We start from the raw sequence: 22,984 nt of genomic DNA, 5'->3' as shown, positions 1-22,984 counted from the left end.
AGATTATTTTCATCATCATTTTAGGGTGATAAGCAGGGCAGCCGGTGTCGCGTGAAAAGCTTGCGAAAGCTTCTTCCGGAATTTGTTCGACTAAATCATTCACAACAAAAGCCATATCATCTTTGTCTAATTTTATTTCTAAATCTAAAGGCAAAACCACTTGATTCATGTTATAATGTTTAAACATAAGGATCCTCCTTTGGGGTTATGGTGTGGTTACTTTAATTCTATCAAAGGGGATCCTTTTTGTTTATCAAAAATTAAAAAAGAGTATAAAAAAATCGTGGAGAACATCAATTTTGATGTCTTCCACGATTTTTTATTTTACTGGGTTTTGTCCCAGCCTCTTTATATTTACATTAATTATGCTGTGTGAATTGGCATACCTAGAACAACTTCAGCAGCTTCCATTACCGTTTCACCTAAAGTTGGATGAGCATGAATGGTAAGCGCTAAGTCTTCAGCTGTCATACCAGCTTCAACTGCTAAACCTAGTTCAGCGATTAAATCACTTGCATTAGGTCCAGCTACTTGAGCACCAATTACTAATCCATCTGATTTACGTGTTACTAGCTTCACGAAACCATCTGAATCATTAAGTGATAGTGCACGACCGTTTGCCGCAAATGGGAATTTCTTCGCAACTACTTCATAGCCAGCTTCTTTAGCTCCATCTTCACTGTAACCAACACTTGCTAGTTCAGGATCAGAGAATACAACGGCAGGAATACCTAAGTAATCAATTTCAGATTTTTCTCCACTGATCGCTTCTGCTGCAATTTTACCTTCATAAGAAGCTTTGTGAGCTAGTTGTGGTCCTTCAACAATATCACCGATTGCATAGATGTTATCTAAGTTAGTACGGCATTGCTTGTCAATTTTAATTAAGCCTTTGTCATCAAGTTCAAGCCCAATTTCTTCCAGACCCATCTCATCAGTGTTAGGGCGACGACCGACAGTAACGAGTAAGTAATCAGCTTCAATTGTTTTTTCTTCACCTTTTACTTCATACGTTACTTTAACGCCGTTATCCGTCTCTTCTACGCCTTGAGCCATAGCTTCTGTTACGATTTCAACGCCTTTTTTCTTAAGATGTTTTTTAACCAATTGAGTCATACCTTTCTCAAAACCACCAAGAATGTCTTTAGTACCTTCAAGAATCGTAACTTCGCTTCCAAAGCTTGCATATGCACCACTTAATTCAGTACCGATGTACCCTCCACCGATCACTACCATTTTACCAGGAATTTCTTTAAGGTTTAATGCACCAGTAGAGTCTAGAACACGCTCTGAATAAGGGAATGGTTTTAACTCAATCGTACGAGAACCTGTTGCGATAATGCAGTTGTTAAATTTATAAGTTTGGGATTGTTTCTCATCCATAATCTTAACAGTATTCTTATCAACGAAATAAGCTTCACCTTTTACGACATCTACTTTATTTGCTTTTAGTAAGCTTTCAACACCGCCCGTTAGCTTGTTAACAATCTTGCCTTTCCACTCTTGAACTTTGTCAAAGTTAACAGACACGTTTTCAGCTACAATCCCCATATCTTCAGAATCTTGTGCTTGTTCAAAACGGTGCCCAGCTGAGATTAAAGCTTTAGATGGAACACAACCAACATTTAAGCATACGCCACCTAGATTACCTTTATCAACAATTGTAACTTTCTGTCCCATTTGTGCCGCACGAATTGCTGCGACATATCCACCAGGACCTGCTCCAACGACAAGAGTATCTACTTCTTCTGGAAAATCTCCTACTACCATTATCTACGCCTCCATCATGATTAATTGTGGGTCATTTAATAAACGTTTAACATGATTCATCGCATGTTGTGCAGTTGCACCATCAATCATACGATGGTCAAAGCTTAATGAAATTGCTAATACAGGTGCTACAACCACTTCACCATCACGAACGACAGGTTTTTCACCAATACGGCCAATACCTAAGATCGCTACTTCTGGGTGGTTTATGACTGGCGTAAACCATTGTCCGCCGGCTGACCCAATATTAGTGATCGAACAAGATGCACCTTTCATTTCTTCTGATGATAGTTTACCATCACGAGCTTTTGTTGCCAACTCGTTGACTTCGCCCGAGATTTCAAAAATCGACTTACGATCAGCATCTTTAACTACCGGTACTAATAGACCTTTGTCAGTATCAGCAGCAATACCAATATTGTAATAATGCTTTTGGATGATTTCTTCTGTATCATCATCAAATGATGTATTTAATACTGGGTATTTCTTCAATGTTGAAACTAGTGCTTTCACCACATATGGTAAGTAAGTAAGCTTAATATCTTGTTCTGCTGCAATTTCTTTGAACTTTTTACGATGGTTAACCAGTTCAGTTACATCAACTTCATCCATTAGCGTAACGTGAGGAGCAGTATGCTTAGATTTAACCATCGCTTTTGCAATGGCTTTTCTAATACCACTAATCTTCTCACGAGTTTCTGGGTAGTCGCCTGCAGGAACAGTTTGTTTAGCTGATTCTTGTTCTTTAGCTTCCGTTGCTTCTGTCGCATCAGCTTCTTGTGCTTGTTCTTGAGGCTGGCCACCGTCAAGATATTGGTCAATATCTTCTTTTAAAATACGTCCGTTTTTACCAGAACCTTGTACTTTACGAATATCAACATCATTGTCTCTTGCATATTTTCTAACAGAAGGCATCGCAATAACACGTTTATCGTCTGCTTCATCTGTTTCTGACTCTGAAGAATCTGTTTTTGGACTTTCTTCTTTTTGTTCGTCTTGCTTCTCTTGCTTAGACTCTTCTTCTTTAGATTCCTCTTCTTGATCAGAATCCTCACCATTTTCTGATTCATAGCCTTCTGCATCAATCTTAATGATGACGTCTCCGACAACAGCTGTTTCACCTTCATCTACTAATACTTCTAGTACAGTACCTTCTACTGGAGATGGAATCTCTACAACCGCTTTATCATTTTGAACTTCACATAGCACGTCATCTTCTTTTACTTCTTCGCCTTTTTGTACGAACCATTTGGCAATTTCACCTTCGTGAATCCCTTCACCTATGTCTGGCAGTTTAAATTCGTAGGCCATCTTGTTTCCCTCCTAATCATTAAAAGTTAATCGATTGCTTCGCTTTCTCAACTATGTCTTCATAGTTTGGTAACCAAACTTCTTCTGCTTGAGAGAATGGGTAAACTGTATCTGGTGCAGCCACTCGTAATACTGGAGCTTCTAAGTGTAAGATTGCGCGTTCCTGAATCTCTGAAACAACGCTTGCAGCAATACCTGCTTGTTTTTGAGCTTCTTGAATCACGACCGCACGATTTGTTTTCTTAACAGATTCAATGATTGTTTCAATATCAATTGGAGATACTGTACGTAAATCAATAACTTCTGCATCGATATTTTCTTTTTCGAGTTCTTCAGCAGCTTTTAGTGCTGAGTGAACCATTGCTCCGTATGCGATAAAAGTAATATCTTTACCTTCACGTTTTACTTTAGCTTTACCTAAATCAACTGTAAATTCTTCTTCCGGTACTTCTTCACGGAATGAGCGATATAGTTTCATATGTTCTAGGAAAATGACTGGGTCATTATCACGGATAGACGAGATTAATAATCCCTTAGCGTCGTATGGATTAGAAGGAATCACTACTTTTAACCCTGGTTGTTGAGCCATTAAACCTTCTAAGCTGTCTGCGTGTAATTCTGGTGTATGAACTCCACCACCAAAAGGAGAACGAATAGTCATTGGAGCATGCCATCTACCACCAGAACGGTATCGCATACGTGCAGCTTGACCACTTACAGCATCCATCGCTTCATATACGAAGCCGAAGAATTGAATCTCAGGTACAGGGCGGAACCCTTGTGTTGACAGACCAACAGCCGTACCAATAATACCTGATTCAGCTAACGGCGTATCAAATACACGTTCTTCACCAAATTCTTCTTGTAATCCTTCAGTCGCACGGAAAACACCACCGTTTTGGCCTACGTCTTCACCAAAAACAAGCACGTTTTCATCATTTTTTAGTTCCGTACGAAGAGCATCAGTAATTGCTTGAATCATTGTCATTTGTGCCATTGCTTACTTCGACTCCTTTTCTTTATATTCTTCCATTTGCTCTTGTAAGTTGTATGGAAGTTCCTCATGCATAAGAGAAATTAGGTCCGTCACCTTTTGTTTATCTTGAGAATCAGCTTTCTTAATCGCTGCCTTAATTTCTTCTTTAGCTGCTTCAATCACTTCATTTTCCTTCTCTTCTGACCATAGATCTTTACTTTCTAAGTACTTACGGAAACGTACTAATGGATCGCGTTTCTCCCATTGATCATCCATGTCTTCAGTACGATAACGAGTTGGATCATCACCAGCCATAGTATGAGGACCATAACGATATGTCATTGTTTCAATAAGTGTTGGACCTTCACCATTAATTGCACGCTCACGTGCTTCTTTTGTGACTTGATAGACAGCTAGTACATCCATACCATCTACTAAATAACCTGGTACACCTACTGCCGCTGCTTTTTGAGCAATTGTTTTAGCAGCAGACTGTTTTTCAACAGGTACTGAAATAGCGAACTGATTATTTTGCACAACAAAAATAGCTGGTGCTTGATAAGCGCCTGCGAAGTTCATTCCTTCGTAGAAGTCACCTTGTGATGCACCACCATCACCAGTATAAGTAATCGCAACATTTTTCTTTCCACGACGCTTCAAACCTAAAGCAACACCAGCTGCTTGAGTGATTTGGGCACCGATAATAATTTGTGGACTTAACGCATTCACATCTTCAGGCATTTGGTTACCGTGATAATGACCTCTAGAGAAAAGGAATGCCTGGTAAAGTGGTAAGCCATGCCAGATTAACTGTGGTACGTCACGATATGCTGGTAATAAGAAATCCTCTTTTTCTAAAGCAAAATGCGTACCTAATTGAGATGCTTCCTGTCCTGCAGTAGGTGCATAGAATCCTAGACGTCCCTGACGATTTAATGCAATTGAACGTTGATCTAAAACTCTTGTATACACCATGCGACGCATCAACTCTACTAAGTCATCATCAGATAGGTCAGGCACAGCATCTTCGTTAACGATCTCACCATCTTCATTTAAAATTTGAATCATTTCAAATTGTTCATCGATTCCTTCAAGTGGACTTTTAAAGCTCACTCTCGTCACCTCTTCCTTTCAAATAAATTCCTCATTATAGTTTACCTAAACTGTCGAGTACTAATCGTATTCTTTAAATTATGTACCCAAAAATTGCCTACATTAATCATGGCTGTTACATTCATTTTTTCGAAAAAACTAATACAACCTCATACTATTCTGTAGTTTATCCTATAATCCATATGAACGTCAAACACTTTTAAACATAAGGTTTTAACGTGCAACAACAAAATATCTTAAATTAAACAGATGTTTACCCTGTTACACAAAATATCAAATTCTGTAATACAACAGATGAGTCTAATCAAATCAAAAAGAGCACACCATTTTCTAAAAATAGCGTGCTCTGTTTTATTACAACTGTCTATTATTCATCATATTCAACATTAAGGCCTGAGGCTTCGTAAAACTCTTTTTTCAATTCATTAAATTCTTGAGTTAAATTATTAAATTGTTCTTGAGCTTCTTTAACATCTGAATAACTATTATTGACTGACTCCACTTGTGAATCTAAGTCTTCTTTCTTAAGCTCTTCATTTTGAAGCATTTCATACAATTCAGCATCTAATTCGATTGATGCTTGATAAGCTTCATACAATTCATTGAAAGCTTCGTAACGAGCATCCATCTTTTCAATCATTTTATCAGCCTTCTCTTTTGGTTCTTCGTCTAGCTCTTCTACATATTCGTCTACTTCATCAAATTCTTCCTTAGCAGAATCGATACTCTCTTTTTCTTGCTTGATTAACTCACGGCGTTCATCTACTAAACCTAATGCATCTTCTACTAATGGTTGAATCTCATCTAATTCATCCATATTAATTTCCATCATCTCATCGTATAGTTCATTTTCTTGTTCTTCTAATTCAACTAATTGAGACTGTGCAGATTGGAAGGAACTTTCTAATTCAACCGATTTCTCTAAATGTGTATACATATCCTCTGCTGGATTGTAATCGTTTGTACATGCTGCCAAAACAGTAAATAAAATTAAAATCATTGCTGAAATGATTACGCGTCTCATAGTTCTTCCCTCTTTCTAAGTTCGTTTTTCCGTTATTGAAAAGTATAACATATTCAATCACTAAAAAATAACACCAAATTATTAATATAAAAGAAAAACTTGTGATAAAATGATGTTGGTAATAAGGAGAGTTGAAAGGATGAATGACATGATTACGATGGATCAAATTGTCCGTGAAGGTGATCCAGTCTTAAGGAAAAAGGCTGAAGATATAGAGTTACCTGCTTCTAAAGAAGAAATCGAAACACTTAAAGAAATGCTTCAATTTATAAAGAATAGTCAAGATGATGAAATCGCTAAAAAGTATAATTTAAGACCAGGTGTAGGGCTAGCTGCTCCACAAATTGGTCTTTCAAAACGTATGCTTGCTGTCCATTTTACAGATTTTAATGATAGAGAGTATAGCATGGGACTGATTAACCCAAGAATAGTCAGCCATTCAGTAGAAAAAACTTATCTACAAAGCGGAGAAGGTTGCTTAAGTGTCGACCGTGACGTACCCGGAATTGTTCCTCGGTATGCCAGAATTACCATAAAAGGAACGAACCTAGAAGGTGAAGAAGTTAAATTAAGGTTAAAAGGTTATGCAGCAATCGTGCTACAACATGAGATTGATCATTTAGATGGAATTATGTTCTATGATCATATTAATAAAGATAACCCATTCCAACCACCTGAAAACTCAACTCCAGCAGAAGATTTGTAAAGCCTTATCAAAGTACTGATATCAAAAATCGGTACTTTTTTTAATAAATCATTTTAAAATAAGGAGTTTGCGGTATATAATAATAAAAGAAGATGATAATGTTAATATATACCTTAGTATTTTTTGTTTATAACTTATAGTAAATTTAACATAGTTGTTCATATAATCTTCGGTAAGGGGTTGTATGATAGTATGTTAAAGCGATTAAGAGATCGACTCAAAAAGCGACTCAAAAAATTGATCGGCAATAAAAAAACGGTTAATACATGAATTAGTTCTTTAATGCTCATTTGCATTTAGATATAGCTATACGGATAGGTAATGAACGGAGAAATATTGACAGTAAGGAGAGATAACATGATTTTTAAAGTACTTTATCAAGAACATGAAGAAGAAGCACCTGTTCGAGAAGAAACTAAAACTCTTTATATCGAAGCGGAAAGTGTAAGAGAAGTACGTTCAAAGCTAGCTGATCGTAACTACAATATAGAATATGTCCAAGAATTAAGTGAGGCTCATTTAGCTTATGAACAACAATCCGACGATTTTAAAGTGGAGAAAATATAGGGGTCGTAGAACAAATGAAATTTGTTAAAAACGATCAAGTTGCAATCTTCGCTTTAGGCGGTCTTGGTGAGATCGGTAAAAATACGTATGGTGTTCAATTTCAAGATGAAATAATTCTAATCGATGCCGGAATTAAATTCCCCGAAGATGAATTATTAGGAATCGATTACGTTATTCCCGACTATACGTATTTAATACAAAATCAAGACAAGATTAAAGGATTGTTTATCACACATGGACATGAAGACCACATTGGTGGCATTCCGTATTTATTAAGAGAAATTAATGTACCTATTTATGCAGGTAAGCTAGCAATTGGTTTAATTCGTAATAAATTAGACGAACACGGATTATTACGAAATGCCAAACTGAATACGATTCAAGAAGATGACGTTATTAAATTCCGTAAAACTTCCGTTTCTTTCTTCCGTACAACACACAGTATTCCAGATTCATACGGAATAGTAGTCAAAACGCCTCCAGGTAACATCGTTCACACTGGGGATTTCAAATTTGACTTCACGCCTGTTGGTGAACCAGCTAATTTGACTAAAATGGCTGAGATCGGTTCTGAAGGAGTTTTATGCTTACTTTCTGACAGTACCAACAGTGAAGTACCTGGATTTACACTTTCTGAAAGTGTTGTAGGAGAAAGCATTCAAGACATCTTTAATAAAGTAGATGGTCGAGTTATTTTTGCGACATTCGCTTCGAACATTTATCGTTTGCAACAAGTCGTTGAAGCAGCCGTTCGAAACGGCCGAAAAATTTGCGTCTTTGGGCGAAGCATGGAAAACGCAATTCGAATTGGACAAGAATTAGACTACATTCGTGCACCGAAGGATACATTTATTGATCCAAACGAAATCAATAAACTTCCAAGTGATGAAGTTTGTATCTTGTGTACTGGATCTCAAGGTGAACCATTAGCAGCCCTATCAAGAATCGCAAATGGAACTCACCGTCACATCCAAATTCAACCAGAAGATACGGTTGTCTTCTCGTCTTCTCCTATCCCAGGAAATACGATTAGTGTCAACCGTAGCATTAACAAACTTTATCGTGCTGGAGCCAACGTGATTCATGGATCTTTAAATGATATTCACACTTCTGGACACGGTGGCCAAGAAGAGCAAAAATTAATGCTTCGTCTATTAAAGCCAAAATACTTCATGCCAATTCACGGTGAATACCGAATGTTAACTGAGCATACTAAGCTCGCAAAAGATTGCGGCGTTCCCCTTAATAATTCATTCGTAATGGACAACGGTGACGTGCTTGCAATTGGTAATAAACATGTTGGTGTTGTCGGGAAAATACCATCTGGCTCTGTATATGTCGATGGAAGTGGTATTGGTGACATCGGTAACATCGTGTTACGCGACCGCCGTATTCTTTCAGAAGAAGGATTAGTTGTTGTGGTTGTAAGTATTAACATGAAGGAATTCAAGATTGCTTCTGGACCAGATATTATATCAAGAGGTTTTGTTTACATGAGAGAGTCTGAGGATTTAATTAAAGAAGCTCAGGTTCTTGTCGCCAATCATTTAGAAAAAGTAATGGAACGCAGAACCTCACAATGGTCTGAAATTAAAAATGAAATCACAGATACGATTCAGCCATTCTTATACGAGAAGACGAAACGTCGTCCTATGATTTTACCAATCATAATGGAAGTTTAATAAAACATTACCTATCCAAAATAGCCAAAAAACTCGCTGACAATCGTCAGCGAGTTTTTTAATCTTCAATTACGAGTGCTTTTTCAAACCTAGAAATATCTTTATCAGCACCAATAATAATTAAAATATCTTCATACATAATTTGCTCATCAGCCATAGGCGAAACATTAATCTCTTTTCCGCGTTTAATCGCTACAACGTTACACCCATATTTTGCACGAATGTCTAATTCCAACAACGTCTTGCCTTGCATTTTCTCTCCAGCTTTAATCTCAACGACACTATACTCATCAGATAGCTCTAAATAATCAAGCACGTTACTCGAAATAATACTATGCGCAATTCGCTTTCCCATGTCTCGTTCTGGGTGAACGATTTCATCGGCTCCAATTTTTTGTAGTATTTTTTCATGATAGTCATTCTGAGCCTTAACTGTAATCCGTTTTACACCAATTTCTCTCAATAGTAAAGTGGTCAAAATACTTGCATGTATATTATCGCCAATTGCCACAATCACGTGATCTAAATTTCTAAATCCCAATTCTTTTAATGCTAATTCGTCAGTGGAATCGGCAATTACCGCGTCAGAGGCAATTTCTTTATACTCATTAACTTTGTCTTCATCTAAGTCTAAGGCGAGTACTTCTCCTCCTTCTTTACTGAGCTCTTTACAGATACTTCCACCAAAACGGCCTAATCCAATTACGCCATATAACTTCTTCATTTTGAGTTCCTCCTAAAGCTATATCTGAGAATTAGTCTACCATAATTTATTTAGTTTGTATGTATTCTAAGATAAAATGATTAAGGTAAAAAACTGTTATTAAAATTGCTAGACAAAGGAAAAAGTGTCATGTTTTAATGAATTCTAGCTCTTACGTATCATTATGACAAAAACGCAATCGTCAAGGACGATTGCGTTTTTGTATTAACATTACAGCTGATCAAGCATCTGGAATTGGGATTTAACCAAGCTGTAGTATTCACCTTGTTGCTTCATCAATTCATCGTGATTTCCTTGCTCTAAAATACGTCCATGCTCTAACACTATAATATTATCCGAATCCCTAATAGTTGATAGTCTGTGAGCAATAATAATCGCTGTACGACCTTTCAACAGTCTTCTAAGAGCGTTTTGAATCTTCAATTCCGTTTCAGTATCAATACTAGCGGTTGCTTCATCTAAAATAATAATTTTAGGATCGGCTAATAGTGCCCGCGCAAATGACAGTAACTGACGCTCACCAGCAGATAAGATATTGCCTCGTTCTTCTACCTCTGTTTCATATCCATCCGCTAAACGTTGAATGAAGTCATCTGCTCCAACAACTTTTGCCGCTTCAATCACTTCTTCATCCGTCGCATCCGGGCGACCAAAACGGATGTTTTCCATAATCGTTCCTGAGAAAATAAATGTGTCTTGTAATACAACACTAATATTTTGTCTTAAGCCATCCAGTTTAACATCTCTTAAATCGACACCATCAATCTTGACCGCCCCTTTTGTAGGATCATAGAAACGGTTGATTAAGTTGGCAATGGTCGATTTACCTGACCCTGTATGCCCTACTAAAGCAACTGTTTGCCCTGGCTTCATCTCTAGAGAGATTTCATGTAACGCCACACGATCCTTATCATAAGAGAATTGAACTTTATCGAACACTATATGGCCTTTTATGTCATTTAGTTCAATGGCATCCTCTTTTTCTTCAACGTTTGGTTTTTCATCTAAAAATTCAAAGATACGTTCAGATGCAGACATCGCCATCAGTAGTTGATTATACATTTGACCAAGTCTTGAAATAGGCTCCCAGAACATTCCGATAAAGAATGCAAAGACAATAAACGTACCTAACTCTAATCCATTAATGATTAGATAAGAACCATAAGCGATGAGAATAATCGTTCCAACTGCATTACTCATCTCAACAAATGGTCGGAACATTGCACTTTTCTTAGTGGCGATTCTCCAGCTTTCAAAGTTATCTGTATTAACACCATCAAAGAATTCTGTATTATTATCCTCTTGTGAAAACGATTGGGTAATACGAACTCCTTGTATGCTTTCGTTTAAATGTGAATTTAAACGAGATTGTTGAATTCTAACTTGCTGCCAAGATTTTCGAATATTTTTTCTAAGCTTAGTCGAAATATAGAACATGATCGGAATGATGACCATAACGGCTAAAGCTAATTCAGGACTTAATATTACCAAGATAACAATAATGCTAATCAATGTTATAACGTCCATCAGCAGGTTAATAATCCCATTTGTAAATAGATCTTGTAACGAGTTAATATCATTCATTATTCGAACGATTATGCTCCCTGCTGAACGATTATCAAAAAATCGGTTGGATAATCGTTGGATGTGTGAGAATAAATGTCTTCTTAAATCATAGATGACGTTTTGCCCTAATATATTGACGTACTTAATCCGGACCGCATTCCCGATATAACTTAGTAAATACAATACCGAAATTCCTACAATGACGATTATTAATAAATTAACATCGCGACTAGGTAATATTTGATCAAATATCACTTTACCGATTAATATCGGAACAATTAATCGAACCGCGGTTGATATTAACATCGCAATAATGGCGATTGGTAATACTGTTTTAGCATATGGCTTTACATATTGCAGTAAACGGACTAACTGTTTCCAGTTAAACGGTTTATCAACTGCTATGTCTTGAGTATAATGAAATCGTTTAAGATGAGGGCTTTTTGCCTTCATTGTTTCCGCCATTCGGATCCCCCCTTAAGCATGTTGCTTCTTTCCCAAAATCGTTTCTTTATCCTGATACTGAATATCGTATATACGTTGATAAGGACCTCCATTGTTTAATAAGAACTCATGTTTTCCACGTTCTACAATCTTTCCGTCTTCTAATACTAGAATTTCATCTGCGTGCTTTAAGGAAGAAATACGGTGCGCAATGATAAATGTCGTACGTCCTTCCATCACTTCTTTTAGTGCTCTTTGAATCTTGAATTCAGTTTCCATATCCACGGCTGAAGTTGCATCATCTAGTACTAGAATAGCAGGATTTATTAATAGAGCTCTTGCGATGGATATTCTCTGTTTCTGCCCACCAGATAAGCCCATTCCTCGCTCACCTAATAATGTGTCATATCCATTCGGCATTTCCATAATAAAATCATGGGCCTGAGCACGCTTAGCTGCATCTATAATCTCATCCTTAGTTGCTTCTGGATTACCATAAGCAATATTATCCTTAATGGTTGTCGAGAATAAAAATGGTTCCTGTAATACAAATCCAATATGCTTTCTTAGCTCTTTTAATGAGTAGTCTGTCACTGAACGTCCGTCGATCAACACATCACCTTGTTCCGGTTCATAAAATCTAGTAATTAATTGAGTAATACTTGTTTTACCAGACCCAGTGGCACCAATTAATCCAACTACTTTGCCAGGAGGTGCATCAAACGATACATTCTTTAAGGCTTCATCATCATCTTGAACATAAGTCAAGGTAACGTCTTTAAATGTGACATGCCCGCGCACATCCGATTTAATCGCGTTTTCCTTCTCTTTAATTTCATCTTCAGAATCTAAAATTTCGGATAAACGTTCACCGGCAGCTTTTGCTTGTGAGAACATGTTAATGACAAAACCAAAGTTCATAAGTGGTCCAAGAATGTACCAAACTAAACTAAAGAATGCGACTAACTCACCTAAAGCTAGATTCCCCTCCATCACTAGGTAAGCACCAAAAGCAACTAATGCCACAACACAAATATTCCCGATAAACTCCATCAATGGAAAATATTTAGACCAGATTTTAGCTGTTTTCAAATAATGTTGTCTGTAATTTTCACCTTTATCTGAGAAACGTTCAATCTCAAAATCTTCTCGTGATAAAGATTTAACCGTGTTCATACCAGAGATATTTTCTTGAACTCTTGTATTCATTCTTCCAAATGACTTACGAATTCCTCTGAAAGCAGGGTGTACTCTTTTATCGAACTTCATAACAACGACAATTAAAAAAGGCATAGCTGCCATCGTTACTAAAGCAAGTGGAACTGAGTAAAAAAACATAACAGATAAACTGATCAATACTAATAAAACAATTCTAATTAATTCTGAAAAACCGAACGATAGAAAGAATCTAAACAGTTCGACATCTGCTGTTAAACGGGACATTAAATCCCCTGTTTTTGCGTTATCATAATAATGGAATGAAAGCCGTTGCAGCTTTTTATACAATGCATCTCTTAGCGAGTAAACAGCTGAAATTCCAAAATATTCACCAAGATATTGATGAAAGTATGTCGTAATGGCTTTAACTCCCATCAAAACTAAAAACGCAATCGCGATATAAGGAATATATTCATAATTCGCAGGCGTAATGACGTCATCAATCGTAATCTGTAGCACGATTGGATAAACGACTGTAATAACTGTTACAAAGAATAATGACACCAACGAAAGTATGAAAAATCGCTTGTAAGGCCAATAAAATTCTTTAAGCTTCTTAAACGTCTCCATGATGTTCCCCCTTCTAAAATGCCTTAATACAAATCTAAATATTAAAAAAAATAGTACTTTAATAAATATACCGAGTTCCGAAATAAAATTCTACCCTTTTTTCACAAAAATTTTAAAAATTTATAATGATTATAATATAACATCTAACCATAAAGCGCTTCGACATTTGGAACTAATTAAATTCAGACTTAAGACTGAGATGATTTTAAAATACGAAAAATGTGGTATATAATAATTAACTAGAAAGGAGAGATAGAATGTTTGGATTTGATTTAAATGACATTATGGCAAAATTAATGCCAATCGGAGTACTAATCTTAGTATTTATTATATTGGCACCACTTGGCCGGAAAATCATTTCTAGCATGATGAACCAAGTTGGAAAGAATCAGAAACTTCACGAAGGGCGTAAGAAAACTTTAGAGAAGTTATTATTAAATATTTATACATACGCTCTATTAATCTTTTTTACTTTATCACTATTAGGAATGCTTAATATGGATATCACACCATTCCTAGCTGGTGCAGGTATTATTGGACTAGCTATTGGTTTTGGTGCCCAAGGTCTCGTGAGTGATATTGTAACGGGATTTTTCATTCTACTTGAAAAACAAATTGACGTAGATGATTATGTCACAGCCGGTGGCGTTAGTGGAATCGTAGAGGAACTCGGTCTCAGAACGACACAAATTCGCGGCTTTGATGGTACCCTTCACTATGTACCAAACCGTAATATTTCAAATGTTGAAAATCATACAAGAGGAAATATGCGTGCATTAGTTGATATAGGTATTGCATATGATGAGAATATCGATGAAGCCATCAGTGTATTACAACAAGCATGTGACCTGTTCCGCGAAGACGAGCGCGTTAAAGAAGGGCCAGATGTCATTGGTGTACAAAGCCTAGGCTCATCTGATGTCGTGCTACGTATTATCGCACAAACTGAAAAAATGGAACAATTCGGTGTTGAACGTGATATTCGCAAAGCTTGTAAAGAAGCATTGGATCAAGCAGAAATTGAAATTCCATTCCCACATCAAGTTTACATCGAAAAGAAAGATGCATAATATGATTAAGCCTGTTCATACTCTTGAACAGGCTTTTTAAATTAGGTAGGTGATAAAATGAAATATGTCATCATAGGTGGAGATGCAGCAGGCATGAGTGCAGCGATGCAAATCGTCCGCTCTAAAGATCATCACGATATTACCGTATTAGAAAAAGGCGAGATATATTCTTACGGTCAATGTGGTCTCCCATATACTATTAGTGGAATCGTTGATGAACCAGAAGATGTCATTGCTCGTAGTGTGGAGACGTTTCGCAATAAATATCATATCGATGCTAAAATTAATCACGAAGTTACAAAAGTTGACCCCTCCACAAAAACCGTTTATGGAAAAAGGACAAACACTGGGGAATCATTTATGTATCATTATGATAAACTCCTCATCGCAAGTGGCGCGAGTCCTGTTACACCTGATTGGGAAGGCATTGATTTGGAGGGAGTCTTTCAAATAAATACCATTCCAGATACGAATGATATTTTAAGTTATCTTAATAAAAATATAAAAAATGTCACCATCGTTGGTGGCGGTTTTATCGGATTAGAGATGGCTGAAAACTTTAACGATATTGGTAAGAATGTAACGATTATCCAAAGAGGAAACCAGCTAATGACCCCTTTTGATAGAGATATGGCTGAGTTGATCTATGAAGAAGCGAAAAAACAAGGTATTAAGGTTAAATTCAATGAATCTGTCCAAAGGTTTTCCGGTAAAAAAGTCGTTGAAAAAGTCATTACCAATCAAGCTGAATATGAAACTGATTTAGTCCTTATATCAGTAGGAGTCAATCCAAACACAAAATTTGTAGGAGAAGAATTTGAAATTGGCGAGAAAAATGAATTAATCGTCAATGACTATATGCAAACCAATGTTCCAGATGTTTATGCAGCTGGAGACTGCGCTTCACAGTATCACAGAATCAAACAGCAAAATGATTATGTTCCTTTAGGTACTCATGCGAATAAACAAGGGATGATTGCCGGACAAAACCTGGCAGGTGATTCTGCAAAGTTTCATGGAATCGTTGGGACATCTATTTTAAAGTTTCATAATCTTGAAATTGGTCGAACAGGTTTATCGGAGAAAGAAGCTAAAAAACTTTCAATGGATTTTGATTCTGTCAAAATTACGACAAGACCGGTTGCAAGTTATTATTCTAATCAAGAAGAATTAACCGTTAAAATTGTATATGAGAAGCCAACTAAGCGTTTACTTGGCGGACAAATCATCGGAAATAAAGGTGTCGATAAACGAATTGATGTTTTAGCCACCGCCTTATATCATCATATGACGACTGTCCACCTGTTGGATTTAGATTTATCCTATGCCCCACCTTTCAACGGCGTCTGGGACCCCATACAACAAGCAGCTAAACGGACATTATAAAAGCTAGCCAACTAGGCTAGCTTTTTCATGACTCACTATAAATCATTTTCGTTACAGCTTCAATTCCGACTTCTATGGCTTCTTCCTTTGGGTTCAGTTGATTATGATGTAATCCATAAGGGGAATCTACGCCTAACCAAAACATAAAGCCAGGGATACCTTTTAAGAAGTAACCGAAATCTTCTCCTGTCATGGCCTCAGGTGCATCTTGATAGCTAATGTCACTATTGTCGATCACATCTTTGAATTTCTCAACTTGTTCTGCATCATTATGAACCATATAATAATTCGCCCCATAATCAACAGATGTTTGGCAATCGAACCTTGTTTCAATACCTTTTAAGATTCGTTCAATTCCTTGTTTGATGAGATCCATTGAATCGGGATGAATCGTGCGAATCGTCCCTTCGACTCTAGCGTGTTCGGCAATGATATTTTGTACTGTACCTGCTTCCATTTTTCCTAAGGTAACAACAGCTGGTTTTAATGGATCTCGCATTCGACTAACGACTTGCTGTAATTGTACATTAAAAGCACTCGCTGCCATAATCATATCTTTCGTCTCGTGAGGGTAAGCAGCATGCCCTCCTTTACCTTTAAAATCAATAAAAAGCTCGCTCGTATTCGCAAATAAAAGCCCAGGTTTTGAGCTTACCGTTCCAACAGGAAGCTTCGGGTCAATATGTAAGGCAAAGATTGAACTCGGATTATATTTTTTCATTAGATCACTTTCAAGCATCAGTTCTGCCCCACCAGGACCTTCTTCAGCGGGCTGGAAAATAAATAAAACATTTTGTTCAGGCGGTTGGTTAACCATCTCCGTTAATGCACCTAAAGCAATGGTCATATGAAAATCATGGCCACATGCATGCATATACCCTTCATGATGTGAGGCAAATTCAAATCCTGTCTCCTCTTTTATGGGTAACCCATCAATATCCGTTCGATAAGCAACCGTCTTTTCTCCCTTTTTACCTTCTACAAATACAAATAATCCTGTTCTCCATTTTTCAACAGTCAAATTTTGTTGAGGCAGGCTTTGGATGTACGTTAACAAATACTCTTGTGTTTTAAACTCTTTGAACCCTATTTCAGGAATTTGGTGTAAGTCTCTTCTGACTTTTATCCATTGATCGTTCATCATAATCTACCTTTCATTATGAACTAAGAAAAAGCGGAACCCGTTAAGATTCCGCTTCATCCTTCTTATTAATCATCTAGCTTTCTTAAAGCACTCATAATTTCTGTTTTGGATTTCGTTTGATCATCAATTTCTTTGACGACTTTTGCAGGTGTACCTGCTACGACTGTGTTTGGTGGTACATCTTCAGTTACAATCGCTCCGGCTGCAACAACAGAGCCTTCACCGACTGTTACTCCCTCTAAGATTACTGCATTGGCTCCAACTACGACACCATCTTCAATGACAACAGGTTTCGCTGAAGGTGGCTCGATAACACCAGCTAACACCGCTCCTGCACCAATGTGACAGTTCTTACCAACCGTAGCACGTCCTCCAAGAACCGCATTCATATCAATCATCGTACCTTCACCAATAGCTGAACCGATGTTAATGGATGCTCCCATCATAATAACAACACCATCACCAATTTCAACCTGGTCACGGATGATTGCACCTGGTTCAATACGAGCATTAATGTTTTTTAGGTCTAATAACGGGATTGCAGAATTACGACGATCATTTTCAATGACATGGTCATCGATTAAATGACTGAACTTTTCTAGATCTTCTTTTACGACTTTCCATTCACCGAAAATAACACCTGTTTGTTCATCGACAAACGCTTGAATTCCCTCGTTAAATTCGATACTGCTAAGTTTATTACCTTTAATATATACTTTAACAGGTGTTGATTTCTTAGCATTGGAAATAAATTCAATAATTTCATTCGCATCCATCATATTCATGTTGAATCCTCCATTTAATACAGTTTTACTTTACTTTATCAAAAGGGTAAATTCTTTGACAAGTCTTAACTACGCTGTTGATAATATTCATTTCTCAATTGTTTTAGCATCTCGCGACGTGTATAAATTCCAACCATCTTGTCTTGATGATCTAGAACACAAGCAAAGGAATGGTCGATTAATACATGCAATGCTTTTTCAAGTGAATCGTCTATCCTGACGGTTGGAATGTCTTCTTCCATAACATCTTCGACTTTTTTATCATACAACTGATCTACTTCTATTTGTTCTAATCCAAACATAGCTTCAACAATAGCTGATTTGCTAATAGTTCCACAAAATTTCCCGTCTAAATCTAAGACTGGTACTGCGTTATAACCTGTTTTTGTTAATACTAATAATGCGTGTTCTAGTGGATTTTGTAGTTGGACGTGTGCGACTTTTTCTGCATCAATCATATTTTCTGTTACTGGTATTGTTGATAAATCGAAGTTCGATAAATCTAACATTTACTCCCCTCCTTAATTAACACAGGAGTAACACCCAATTTACATTTTAACACAAATGAATGAAAAGGGCATAAACACAATCCTACTTTTTATACCCCATTTCATTTATAATAAACAAATAGATAAAGAAATGAGGGATTAAATTGGCGTACGAGTTTACAAGAAAAGAAGAAGCCGTCAATGCTTTTACACATGGCCTAGGTGCGCTGTTAAGTATAGCTGGACTAGTGATTTTAATCATTTTTTCCTCTATACATGGGACAGTCTGGCATGTCGTATCCGTTACCGTTTATGGTGTTACAATGTTAATTATGTATCTATCATCCACCATTGTTCACGCATTAAAAGATGGTCGGGCAAAGGATATATTCCTATTCATTGACCATTCATCTATATATTTATTCATTGCCGGTACGTATACACCAATATTATTAGTCTTATTAAGAGGACCGATTGGTTGGACTTTATTTGGAGTCATTTGGGGCGTCTCCATCCTAGGGATTATTTTTAAAATTTTCTTTGTAAAACGATTTATGGTGGTCTCAACATTAATTTATATTTTCTTAGGTTGGTTCATTGTCTTTGTTTGGAACCCATTAGCTCAGGAGATGGCGGTTAGAGGATTAATCTTTCTAGTAATTGGCGGAATTCTCTACAGCGTAGGAAGTATTTTCTATATGTGGAGAGGGTTTCCTTATCACCACGCAGTGTGGCATTTGTTTGTCGTAGCTGGAAGCGCCTTTCACTTCTTTGCGATCTTATTTTATATCGTGCTTCCTTAATAGATATTTTTTTAAAAAGTAGCACAGACCTCGACTAAGGTCTGTGCTTATTATTTAAAGAGCCTCAATTTTCACATAAACCAATCACTTCATTTAACCCTTTTTCATTTTTCGAATATAGTTTATTTGACCAATATGGTAAGCATTATGTGTCGCAGCATTGCCAATAAGTGCCCACCACTCTGCTTCCACTGGGAATCCATCTACCCGAGATTCAAGCTTATCGTCTGAAAGCATTTTCTCCCACCTTAATAGAATTTCGAGTAATTTTTCTTTCAGTTCAGTAAAACTGATATTGTCTTCCAGAAGAAAGCTAGCTGCATTATCTTTCATCGATTGAACTGAATGAAAGTTTGATTTCTCAAACCTCACTTGCCAAACTTCATTCCAATAAATAAGATGTTGTACTATTTCAGCAATACTATGACTCTCCTCATCCGGTTTCCAAAACGCTTCTTGATATGAGATTCCCTCAACTGTTTCTTCAAAGGAGGCATACCAACTGCGATCATTTGCGTTGGCTAATAGCTGGTTTATTAAAACAGCTCTAGCATGAACCATTATTATTCAACTCCTATTAAAATTTCGGTCGCCATTTCCAGAATAATCAATTTATTGCTTCAATGTTAACACAAGATCTCAACTAAGTTATTCATTACTGAACAAAATTTCCTGTATATTAAATAAAAATACATTCATACTAAACAAAATTTGAATCATACTTAACAAAAATTAAAGCTTACTAACCAAAAATCACTTTTTACTAAACAAATATTCATTCATAAAAAAATGACTACAAATTAATTTTGTAGTCATTTTTTTCAACTAGAAAGGAAATTTATTCAACCATTGTCCTCCGTCTAGTGTGACGACTTCTCCGTTCATATATTTAGCATCACTCAGGATAAAATAAGCTAAATCTGCTATTTCCTCTGGCTCCCCTAAGCGACCGAGTGGTACGGATTGAAGCGTGCGTTTTGCTGCTTCTTCAGATTCCCATAGTTTTTCTGCTCCACCAGTTCGATCAATCGGACCCGGTGCAATCGCATTTGATCTAATTCCATATTTACGACCCCATTCAACGGATAAGGTACGTGTCATGGTTAAAACACCTGCTTTTGCTGATGCTGAATGAATCACACCTGCTCCAGCATTCCATGCATATGTAGCGACCATGTTCACGATATTCCCTTTGATACCGTTTTCAATCCAATAGTTACCGACTGAATGGCTGCAATAAAAAGTACCATTGAGCACAATATCAATAACTGCGTTCCAGCCATTAACTGATAATTCCTCAGCTGGTGCAATAAAATTTCCAGCTGCATTATTAACTAAATGGTGAATTACACCATACTCTTCGACTGTCTCTTCAACCATTCGGTTCACGTCTTCTGGCTTTCTAACATCCATCACGACAGTTTTTACTTTCAAGTCTTTGCCTTCTAATATATCTTCTTTTGCTTGATCTAATCTTTCTTGGTCTCGACCTGTGATGACTACTTTTGCTCCCTCGTGGGCAAATTTCTTAGCCATATATTTTCCCATACCACTAGATCCACCAGTCACAATAACAACTTCATCTTTCACTGACATTCCTCCTCAACTTATTTTTCTGTTTTTACTGAATAGTCATTCATTTTCTGTATATTATCTCATATATAAACTAAAAAAACCATGATATAATGATAGAAAGGTACAAAAAAGAGGATGAAACAACATGAGTAAAAAGTTATCGAGAAGACGTTTTCTTAAAAACATTACAATAGGATCTCTTGGGGTTATTGGGGTTTCATATGGTGGCTATTACTACGCACATGATGTTGAGCCACGATGGTTAAACATCATTCATTCCACTGTAAAATCTCATAGAATCCCAGAATCATTTAACGATTTTAAAATCTTACAAATCTCAGATACCCATATAGGTTTTCAATATAGTTTAAAAGAGTTTCGAAAATTAATTACAGCTGTAAACAATCAACATCCTGATTTAGTCGTTTTTACAGGAGATTTAACAGACGACCCATCACAAATGGAAGAAAGTAATTATGTTGAAATTATTGATTCACTATCCAAAATTGAAGCGCCTTACGGAAAGTACTGGATATACGGAAATCATGATCACGGTGGTTATGGTACCGAACATATTCGGGATGTGATGAGTCAAGGAGGCTTTCAATTATTACAAAACGAAACAGTTCAAATTAATAATGAACAAGATTATTTCAATTTATCTGGTTTAGATGATATTCTACTCGGTCGTCCTGAGCCTTCTAAACTCATTCCGCATGCCGACCGGGAACGCTTTAATATTCTACTTTGTCATGAACCAGATTTCGCAGCTCAAATGTCGGATTATCCATTTGATCTTCAACTATCTGGGCATAGTCACGGTGGACAAATCCAATTACCGTTCTTTGGATATATTGTGACACCTCATTTAGGTACTGAGTATGTGGAAGGTTATCATGAGTTAGGTGAACGCCCCCTTCAATTATATGTATCGCGAGGGCTAGGAACCACCCGCCTTCCATTTCGTTTCTTGTGTCGACCTGAATTTAATATATACACTTTACGCTCAGCACCTACAAATTAACTCTTGTCAAGGAATTGTTAAAAATGTTGTTTTTTCAATGTTATGTTTCTACATCAACAGTGCTAGAATAAGGGTGGATATGGATTGGAGCGTGAAAAAATGTTCAAAAACCTAAAGATAGTCTTATTTTCGTTAATAACCATCATGCTACTTGTAGCATGTGGCGATGATCATAATTCCTCTGCTAATGGCAATCAAAATAACGATGAACAGGAAATTAAACCTGAGTTTGAAGAAGAGGTACAAGACTTTAGCTTTACGAATCAAGACGATGAGACTGTATCTCTAGATGATCTTAAAGGTGAATATTGGGTAGCTGATTTAATCTTCACAAATTGTGAAACTGTGTGTCCACCAATGACGGCTAATATGGCAAAACTTCAGCAAATGCTAGATGAAGAAGGAATCGATATTCGACTTGTCTCGTTCTCTGTGGATCCACAAAATGACGACCCTGAGACATTAAAAGCCTTTGGAGATAAACACGGAGCAGATTATAGTAATTGGGACTTCTTAACAGGATACTCCCAAGAGGACATTGAAAGCTTTGCATCAAAATCATTTAAAGCATTAGTTTCAAAAGTAGATGGTGATGACCAAGTAACACATGATACCTCATTTATGCTTGTCTCCCCTGAAGGTGACATGATTAATCGTTTCAAAGGGACTTCATTTGAAGAAATGGAAAGCATTGTTGAATATTTGAAGCATTATAAAAAATGAGGCTGGGACATAACTAGCCTAAAATAACGTAAAAAAGGCACCAACCATAAAAAGTATGGTTTGGTGCCTTTTTTCTGCTTTGTTTCGTTATATGCCCAGCTTGTTTTCGCGTTCATGGTGGTGAACTTTCTTAGATTCACCGCCATGAACGCAAATCCTAATTCATTTTTCACCTTCTCTTTGCCCCTAACAGACATTCGAGAGAAGCGCAAATTAGCCTTCAGAAATCCAAAAACAGGTTCAACATCTACTTTTCGTTTGCCGTATAGTTCACCCGTTTTTTCTTCCGAAAGCTTTTCCCTTGTATATGCTTTT

23 protein-coding genes are annotated in these 22,984 nt (G+C 36.8%); 8 read left to right on the top strand and 15 right to left on the bottom strand.

The window, feature by feature from the left end; all coding sequences use genetic code 11:
• From BMY57_RS13215 to BMY57_RS13190, 6 genes are all read right to left on the bottom strand, one after another.
• On the bottom strand, positions 1–187 hold a 187-nt coding region (locus tag BMY57_RS13215; protein WP_143063842.1), incomplete at its 3' end, for a transposase.
• A 176-nt stretch (positions 188–363) separates the two neighbouring features.
• The gene (gene lpdA, locus BMY57_RS13210; protein ID WP_091775231.1) at positions 364–1,770 is read right to left on the bottom strand and encodes a dihydrolipoyl dehydrogenase; all 1,407 of its coding nucleotides are present in this window, start codon (positions 1,768–1,770) and stop codon (positions 364–366) included.
• A 3-nt stretch (positions 1,771–1,773) separates the two neighbouring features.
• A complete protein-coding gene (locus BMY57_RS13205) occupies positions 1,774–3,081 on the bottom strand; it encodes a dihydrolipoamide acetyltransferase family protein (protein ID WP_091775228.1) in 1,308 nt (435 codons plus the stop codon).
• A 19-nt stretch (positions 3,082–3,100) separates the two neighbouring features.
• A complete protein-coding gene (locus BMY57_RS13200; RefSeq protein ID WP_091775225.1) occupies positions 3,101–4,078 on the bottom strand; it encodes an alpha-ketoacid dehydrogenase subunit beta in 978 nt (325 codons plus the stop codon).
• Between the two features lie 3 nt (positions 4,079–4,081).
• Positions 4,082–5,125 (bottom strand): pyruvate dehydrogenase (acetyl-transferring) E1 component subunit alpha, encoded by a 1,044-nt coding sequence (pdhA, locus tag BMY57_RS13195; RefSeq protein ID WP_091775242.1) that lies wholly within the window; start codon positions 5,123–5,125, stop codon positions 4,082–4,084.
• A 412-nt stretch (positions 5,126–5,537) separates the two neighbouring features.
• Positions 5,538–6,194 carry a YkyA family protein gene (locus BMY57_RS13190; protein WP_091775222.1) on the bottom strand — a complete coding sequence of 219 codons (657 nt, stop codon included), beginning with the start codon at positions 6,192–6,194 and terminating at the stop codon, positions 5,538–5,540.
• 148 nt (positions 6,195–6,342) lie between these two features.
• On the opposite strand from BMY57_RS13190, the gene def reads away from it, so the two are divergent.
• From def to rnjA, 3 genes are all read left to right on the top strand, one after another.
• A complete protein-coding gene (def, locus tag BMY57_RS13185) occupies positions 6,343–6,900 on the top strand; it encodes a peptide deformylase (RefSeq protein WP_091775239.1) in 558 nt (185 codons plus the stop codon).
• Between the two features lie 357 nt (positions 6,901–7,257).
• A complete protein-coding gene (locus BMY57_RS13180; protein ID WP_091775203.1) occupies positions 7,258–7,467 on the top strand; it encodes a DNA-dependent RNA polymerase subunit epsilon in 210 nt (69 codons plus the stop codon).
• Positions 7,468–7,481: 14 nt separating this feature from the next.
• Positions 7,482–9,149, top strand: a complete 1,668-nt coding sequence (rnjA, locus tag BMY57_RS13175; protein ID WP_091775200.1) for a ribonuclease J1 — start codon at positions 7,482–7,484, stop codon at positions 9,147–9,149.
• Between the two features lie 58 nt (positions 9,150–9,207).
• On the opposite strand, the gene BMY57_RS13170 is transcribed toward rnjA, so the two are convergent.
• The 3 genes from BMY57_RS13170 to BMY57_RS13160 form a co-directional block, all read right to left on the bottom strand.
• Positions 9,208–9,873, bottom strand: a complete 666-nt coding sequence (locus tag BMY57_RS13170; RefSeq protein WP_091775197.1) for a potassium channel family protein — start codon at positions 9,871–9,873, stop codon at positions 9,208–9,210.
• A gap of 210 nt (positions 9,874–10,083) precedes the next feature.
• Positions 10,084–11,904 (bottom strand): ABC transporter ATP-binding protein, encoded by a 1,821-nt coding sequence (locus BMY57_RS13165; protein ID WP_091775194.1) that lies wholly within the window; start codon positions 11,902–11,904, stop codon positions 10,084–10,086.
• Between the two features lie 12 nt (positions 11,905–11,916).
• Positions 11,917–13,671: an ABC transporter ATP-binding protein gene (locus tag BMY57_RS13160; protein WP_091775191.1), complete on the bottom strand. Its 1,755-nt coding sequence runs from the start codon at positions 13,669–13,671 to the stop codon at positions 11,917–11,919.
• Positions 13,672–13,928: 257 nt separating this feature from the next.
• On the opposite strand from BMY57_RS13160, the gene BMY57_RS13155 reads away from it, so the two are divergent.
• On the top strand, positions 13,929–14,741 hold the full coding sequence (locus tag BMY57_RS13155; RefSeq protein ID WP_091775188.1) for a mechanosensitive ion channel family protein: 813 nt from the start codon (positions 13,929–13,931) through the stop codon (positions 14,739–14,741).
• A gap of 57 nt (positions 14,742–14,798) precedes the next feature.
• Positions 14,799–16,127: an FAD-dependent oxidoreductase gene (locus BMY57_RS13150; RefSeq protein WP_091775186.1), complete on the top strand. Its 1,329-nt coding sequence runs from the start codon at positions 14,799–14,801 to the stop codon at positions 16,125–16,127.
• Positions 16,128–16,152: 25 nt separating this feature from the next.
• Here BMY57_RS13150 and BMY57_RS13145 read toward each other — a convergent pair whose 3' ends face one another.
• The 3 genes from BMY57_RS13145 to cbpB form a co-directional block, all read right to left on the bottom strand.
• On the bottom strand, positions 16,153–17,271 hold the full coding sequence (locus tag BMY57_RS13145) for an N-acetyldiaminopimelate deacetylase (RefSeq protein ID WP_091775183.1): 1,119 nt from the start codon (positions 17,269–17,271) through the stop codon (positions 16,153–16,155).
• 65 nt (positions 17,272–17,336) lie between these two features.
• Entirely contained in the window at positions 17,337–18,056 is a 720-nt protein-coding gene (dapD, locus tag BMY57_RS13140; RefSeq protein ID WP_177176392.1) for a 2,3,4,5-tetrahydropyridine-2,6-dicarboxylate N-acetyltransferase, read from the bottom strand.
• 65 nt (positions 18,057–18,121) lie between these two features.
• Complete coding sequence (gene cbpB, locus BMY57_RS13135) at positions 18,122–18,565, bottom strand: cyclic-di-AMP-binding protein CbpB (protein WP_091775180.1); 444 nt, start codon at positions 18,563–18,565, stop codon at positions 18,122–18,124.
• Between the two features lie 137 nt (positions 18,566–18,702).
• On the opposite strand from cbpB, the gene trhA reads away from it, so the two are divergent.
• The gene (gene trhA, locus BMY57_RS13130) at positions 18,703–19,347 is read left to right on the top strand and encodes a PAQR family membrane homeostasis protein TrhA (RefSeq protein ID WP_091775177.1); all 645 of its coding nucleotides are present in this window, start codon (positions 18,703–18,705) and stop codon (positions 19,345–19,347) included.
• A 93-nt stretch (positions 19,348–19,440) separates the two neighbouring features.
• Here trhA and BMY57_RS13125 read toward each other — a convergent pair whose 3' ends face one another.
• Both BMY57_RS13125 and fadH read right to left on the bottom strand, forming a co-directional pair.
• Positions 19,441–19,908 (bottom strand): DinB family protein, encoded by a 468-nt coding sequence (locus BMY57_RS13125; RefSeq protein WP_091775174.1) that lies wholly within the window; start codon positions 19,906–19,908, stop codon positions 19,441–19,443.
• 264 nt (positions 19,909–20,172) lie between these two features.
• Positions 20,173–20,937: a 2,4-dienoyl-CoA reductase gene (fadH, locus tag BMY57_RS13120; protein ID WP_091775171.1), complete on the bottom strand. Its 765-nt coding sequence runs from the start codon at positions 20,935–20,937 to the stop codon at positions 20,173–20,175.
• Between the two features lie 130 nt (positions 20,938–21,067).
• On the opposite strand from fadH, the gene BMY57_RS13115 reads away from it, so the two are divergent.
• Together BMY57_RS13115 and BMY57_RS13110 are read left to right on the top strand one after the other, a co-directional pair.
• The gene (locus tag BMY57_RS13115; RefSeq protein WP_091775168.1) at positions 21,068–21,946 is read left to right on the top strand and encodes a metallophosphoesterase; all 879 of its coding nucleotides are present in this window, start codon (positions 21,068–21,070) and stop codon (positions 21,944–21,946) included.
• A gap of 99 nt (positions 21,947–22,045) precedes the next feature.
• Positions 22,046–22,669 (top strand): SCO family protein, encoded by a 624-nt coding sequence (locus tag BMY57_RS13110; protein ID WP_091775234.1) that lies wholly within the window; start codon positions 22,046–22,048, stop codon positions 22,667–22,669.
• On the opposite strand, the gene BMY57_RS16315 is transcribed toward BMY57_RS13110, so the two are convergent.
• Positions 22,657–22,984, bottom strand: a 328-nt coding sequence (locus tag BMY57_RS16315) for a transposase (protein WP_256205310.1), incomplete at its 5' end; no start/stop codon positions are given. The two genes, BMY57_RS13110 and BMY57_RS16315, sit on opposite strands and share 13 nt — an antisense overlap.

Origin of the sequence: Piscibacillus halophilus (genome assembly GCF_900110685.1) — a bacterium.
In the GTDB taxonomy this organism is placed as follows: domain Bacteria; phylum Bacillota; class Bacilli; order Bacillales; family Alkalibacillaceae; genus Piscibacillus; species Piscibacillus halophilus.
The sequence above is the reverse complement of the archived record's forward strand: the minus strand, read 5'-3'. Positions and strand labels throughout refer to the sequence as shown.

Excerpts from the sequence above, each read along its gene's own strand:
- lpdA (WP_091775231.1), bottom strand. The coding sequence starts at position 1,770 with ATGGTAGTAGGAGATTTTCCAGAAGAAGTAGATACTCTTGTCGTTGGA.
- BMY57_RS13205 (WP_091775228.1), bottom strand. The coding sequence starts at position 3,081 with ATGGCCTACGAATTTAAACTGCCAGACATAGGTGAAGGGATTCACGAA.
- BMY57_RS13200 (WP_091775225.1), bottom strand. The coding sequence starts at position 4,078 with ATGGCACAAATGACAATGATTCAAGCAATTACTGATGCTCTTCGTACG.
- pdhA (WP_091775242.1), bottom strand. The coding sequence starts at position 5,125 with ATGATTCAAATTTTAAATGAAGATGGTGAGATCGTTAACGAAGATGCT.
- BMY57_RS13190 (WP_091775222.1), bottom strand. The coding sequence starts at position 6,194 with ATGAGACGCGTAATCATTTCAGCAATGATTTTAATTTTATTTACTGTT.
- def (WP_091775239.1), top strand. The coding sequence starts at position 6,343 with ATGATTACGATGGATCAAATTGTCCGTGAAGGTGATCCAGTCTTAAGG.
- BMY57_RS13180 (WP_091775203.1), top strand. The coding sequence starts at position 7,258 with ATGATTTTTAAAGTACTTTATCAAGAACATGAAGAAGAAGCACCTGTT.
- rnjA (WP_091775200.1), top strand. The coding sequence starts at position 7,482 with ATGAAATTTGTTAAAAACGATCAAGTTGCAATCTTCGCTTTAGGCGGT.
- BMY57_RS13170 (WP_091775197.1), bottom strand. The coding sequence starts at position 9,873 with ATGAAGAAGTTATATGGCGTAATTGGATTAGGCCGTTTTGGTGGAAGT.
- BMY57_RS13165 (WP_091775194.1), bottom strand. The coding sequence starts at position 11,904 with ATGGCGGAAACAATGAAGGCAAAAAGCCCTCATCTTAAACGATTTCAT.
- BMY57_RS13160 (WP_091775191.1), bottom strand. The coding sequence starts at position 13,671 with ATGGAGACGTTTAAGAAGCTTAAAGAATTTTATTGGCCTTACAAGCGA.
- BMY57_RS13155 (WP_091775188.1), top strand. The coding sequence starts at position 13,929 with ATGTTTGGATTTGATTTAAATGACATTATGGCAAAATTAATGCCAATC.
- BMY57_RS13150 (WP_091775186.1), top strand. The coding sequence starts at position 14,799 with ATGAAATATGTCATCATAGGTGGAGATGCAGCAGGCATGAGTGCAGCG.
- BMY57_RS13145 (WP_091775183.1), bottom strand. The coding sequence starts at position 17,271 with ATGATGAACGATCAATGGATAAAAGTCAGAAGAGACTTACACCAAATT.
- dapD (WP_177176392.1), bottom strand. The coding sequence starts at position 18,056 with ATGAATATGATGGATGCGAATGAAATTATTGAATTTATTTCCAATGCT.
- cbpB (WP_091775180.1), bottom strand. The coding sequence starts at position 18,565 with ATGTTAGATTTATCGAACTTCGATTTATCAACAATACCAGTAACAGAA.
- BMY57_RS13125 (WP_091775174.1), bottom strand. The coding sequence starts at position 19,908 with ATGGTTCATGCTAGAGCTGTTTTAATAAACCAGCTATTAGCCAACGCA.
- BMY57_RS13115 (WP_091775168.1), top strand. The coding sequence starts at position 21,068 with ATGAGTAAAAAGTTATCGAGAAGACGTTTTCTTAAAAACATTACAATA.
- BMY57_RS13110 (WP_091775234.1), top strand. The coding sequence starts at position 22,046 with ATGTTCAAAAACCTAAAGATAGTCTTATTTTCGTTAATAACCATCATG.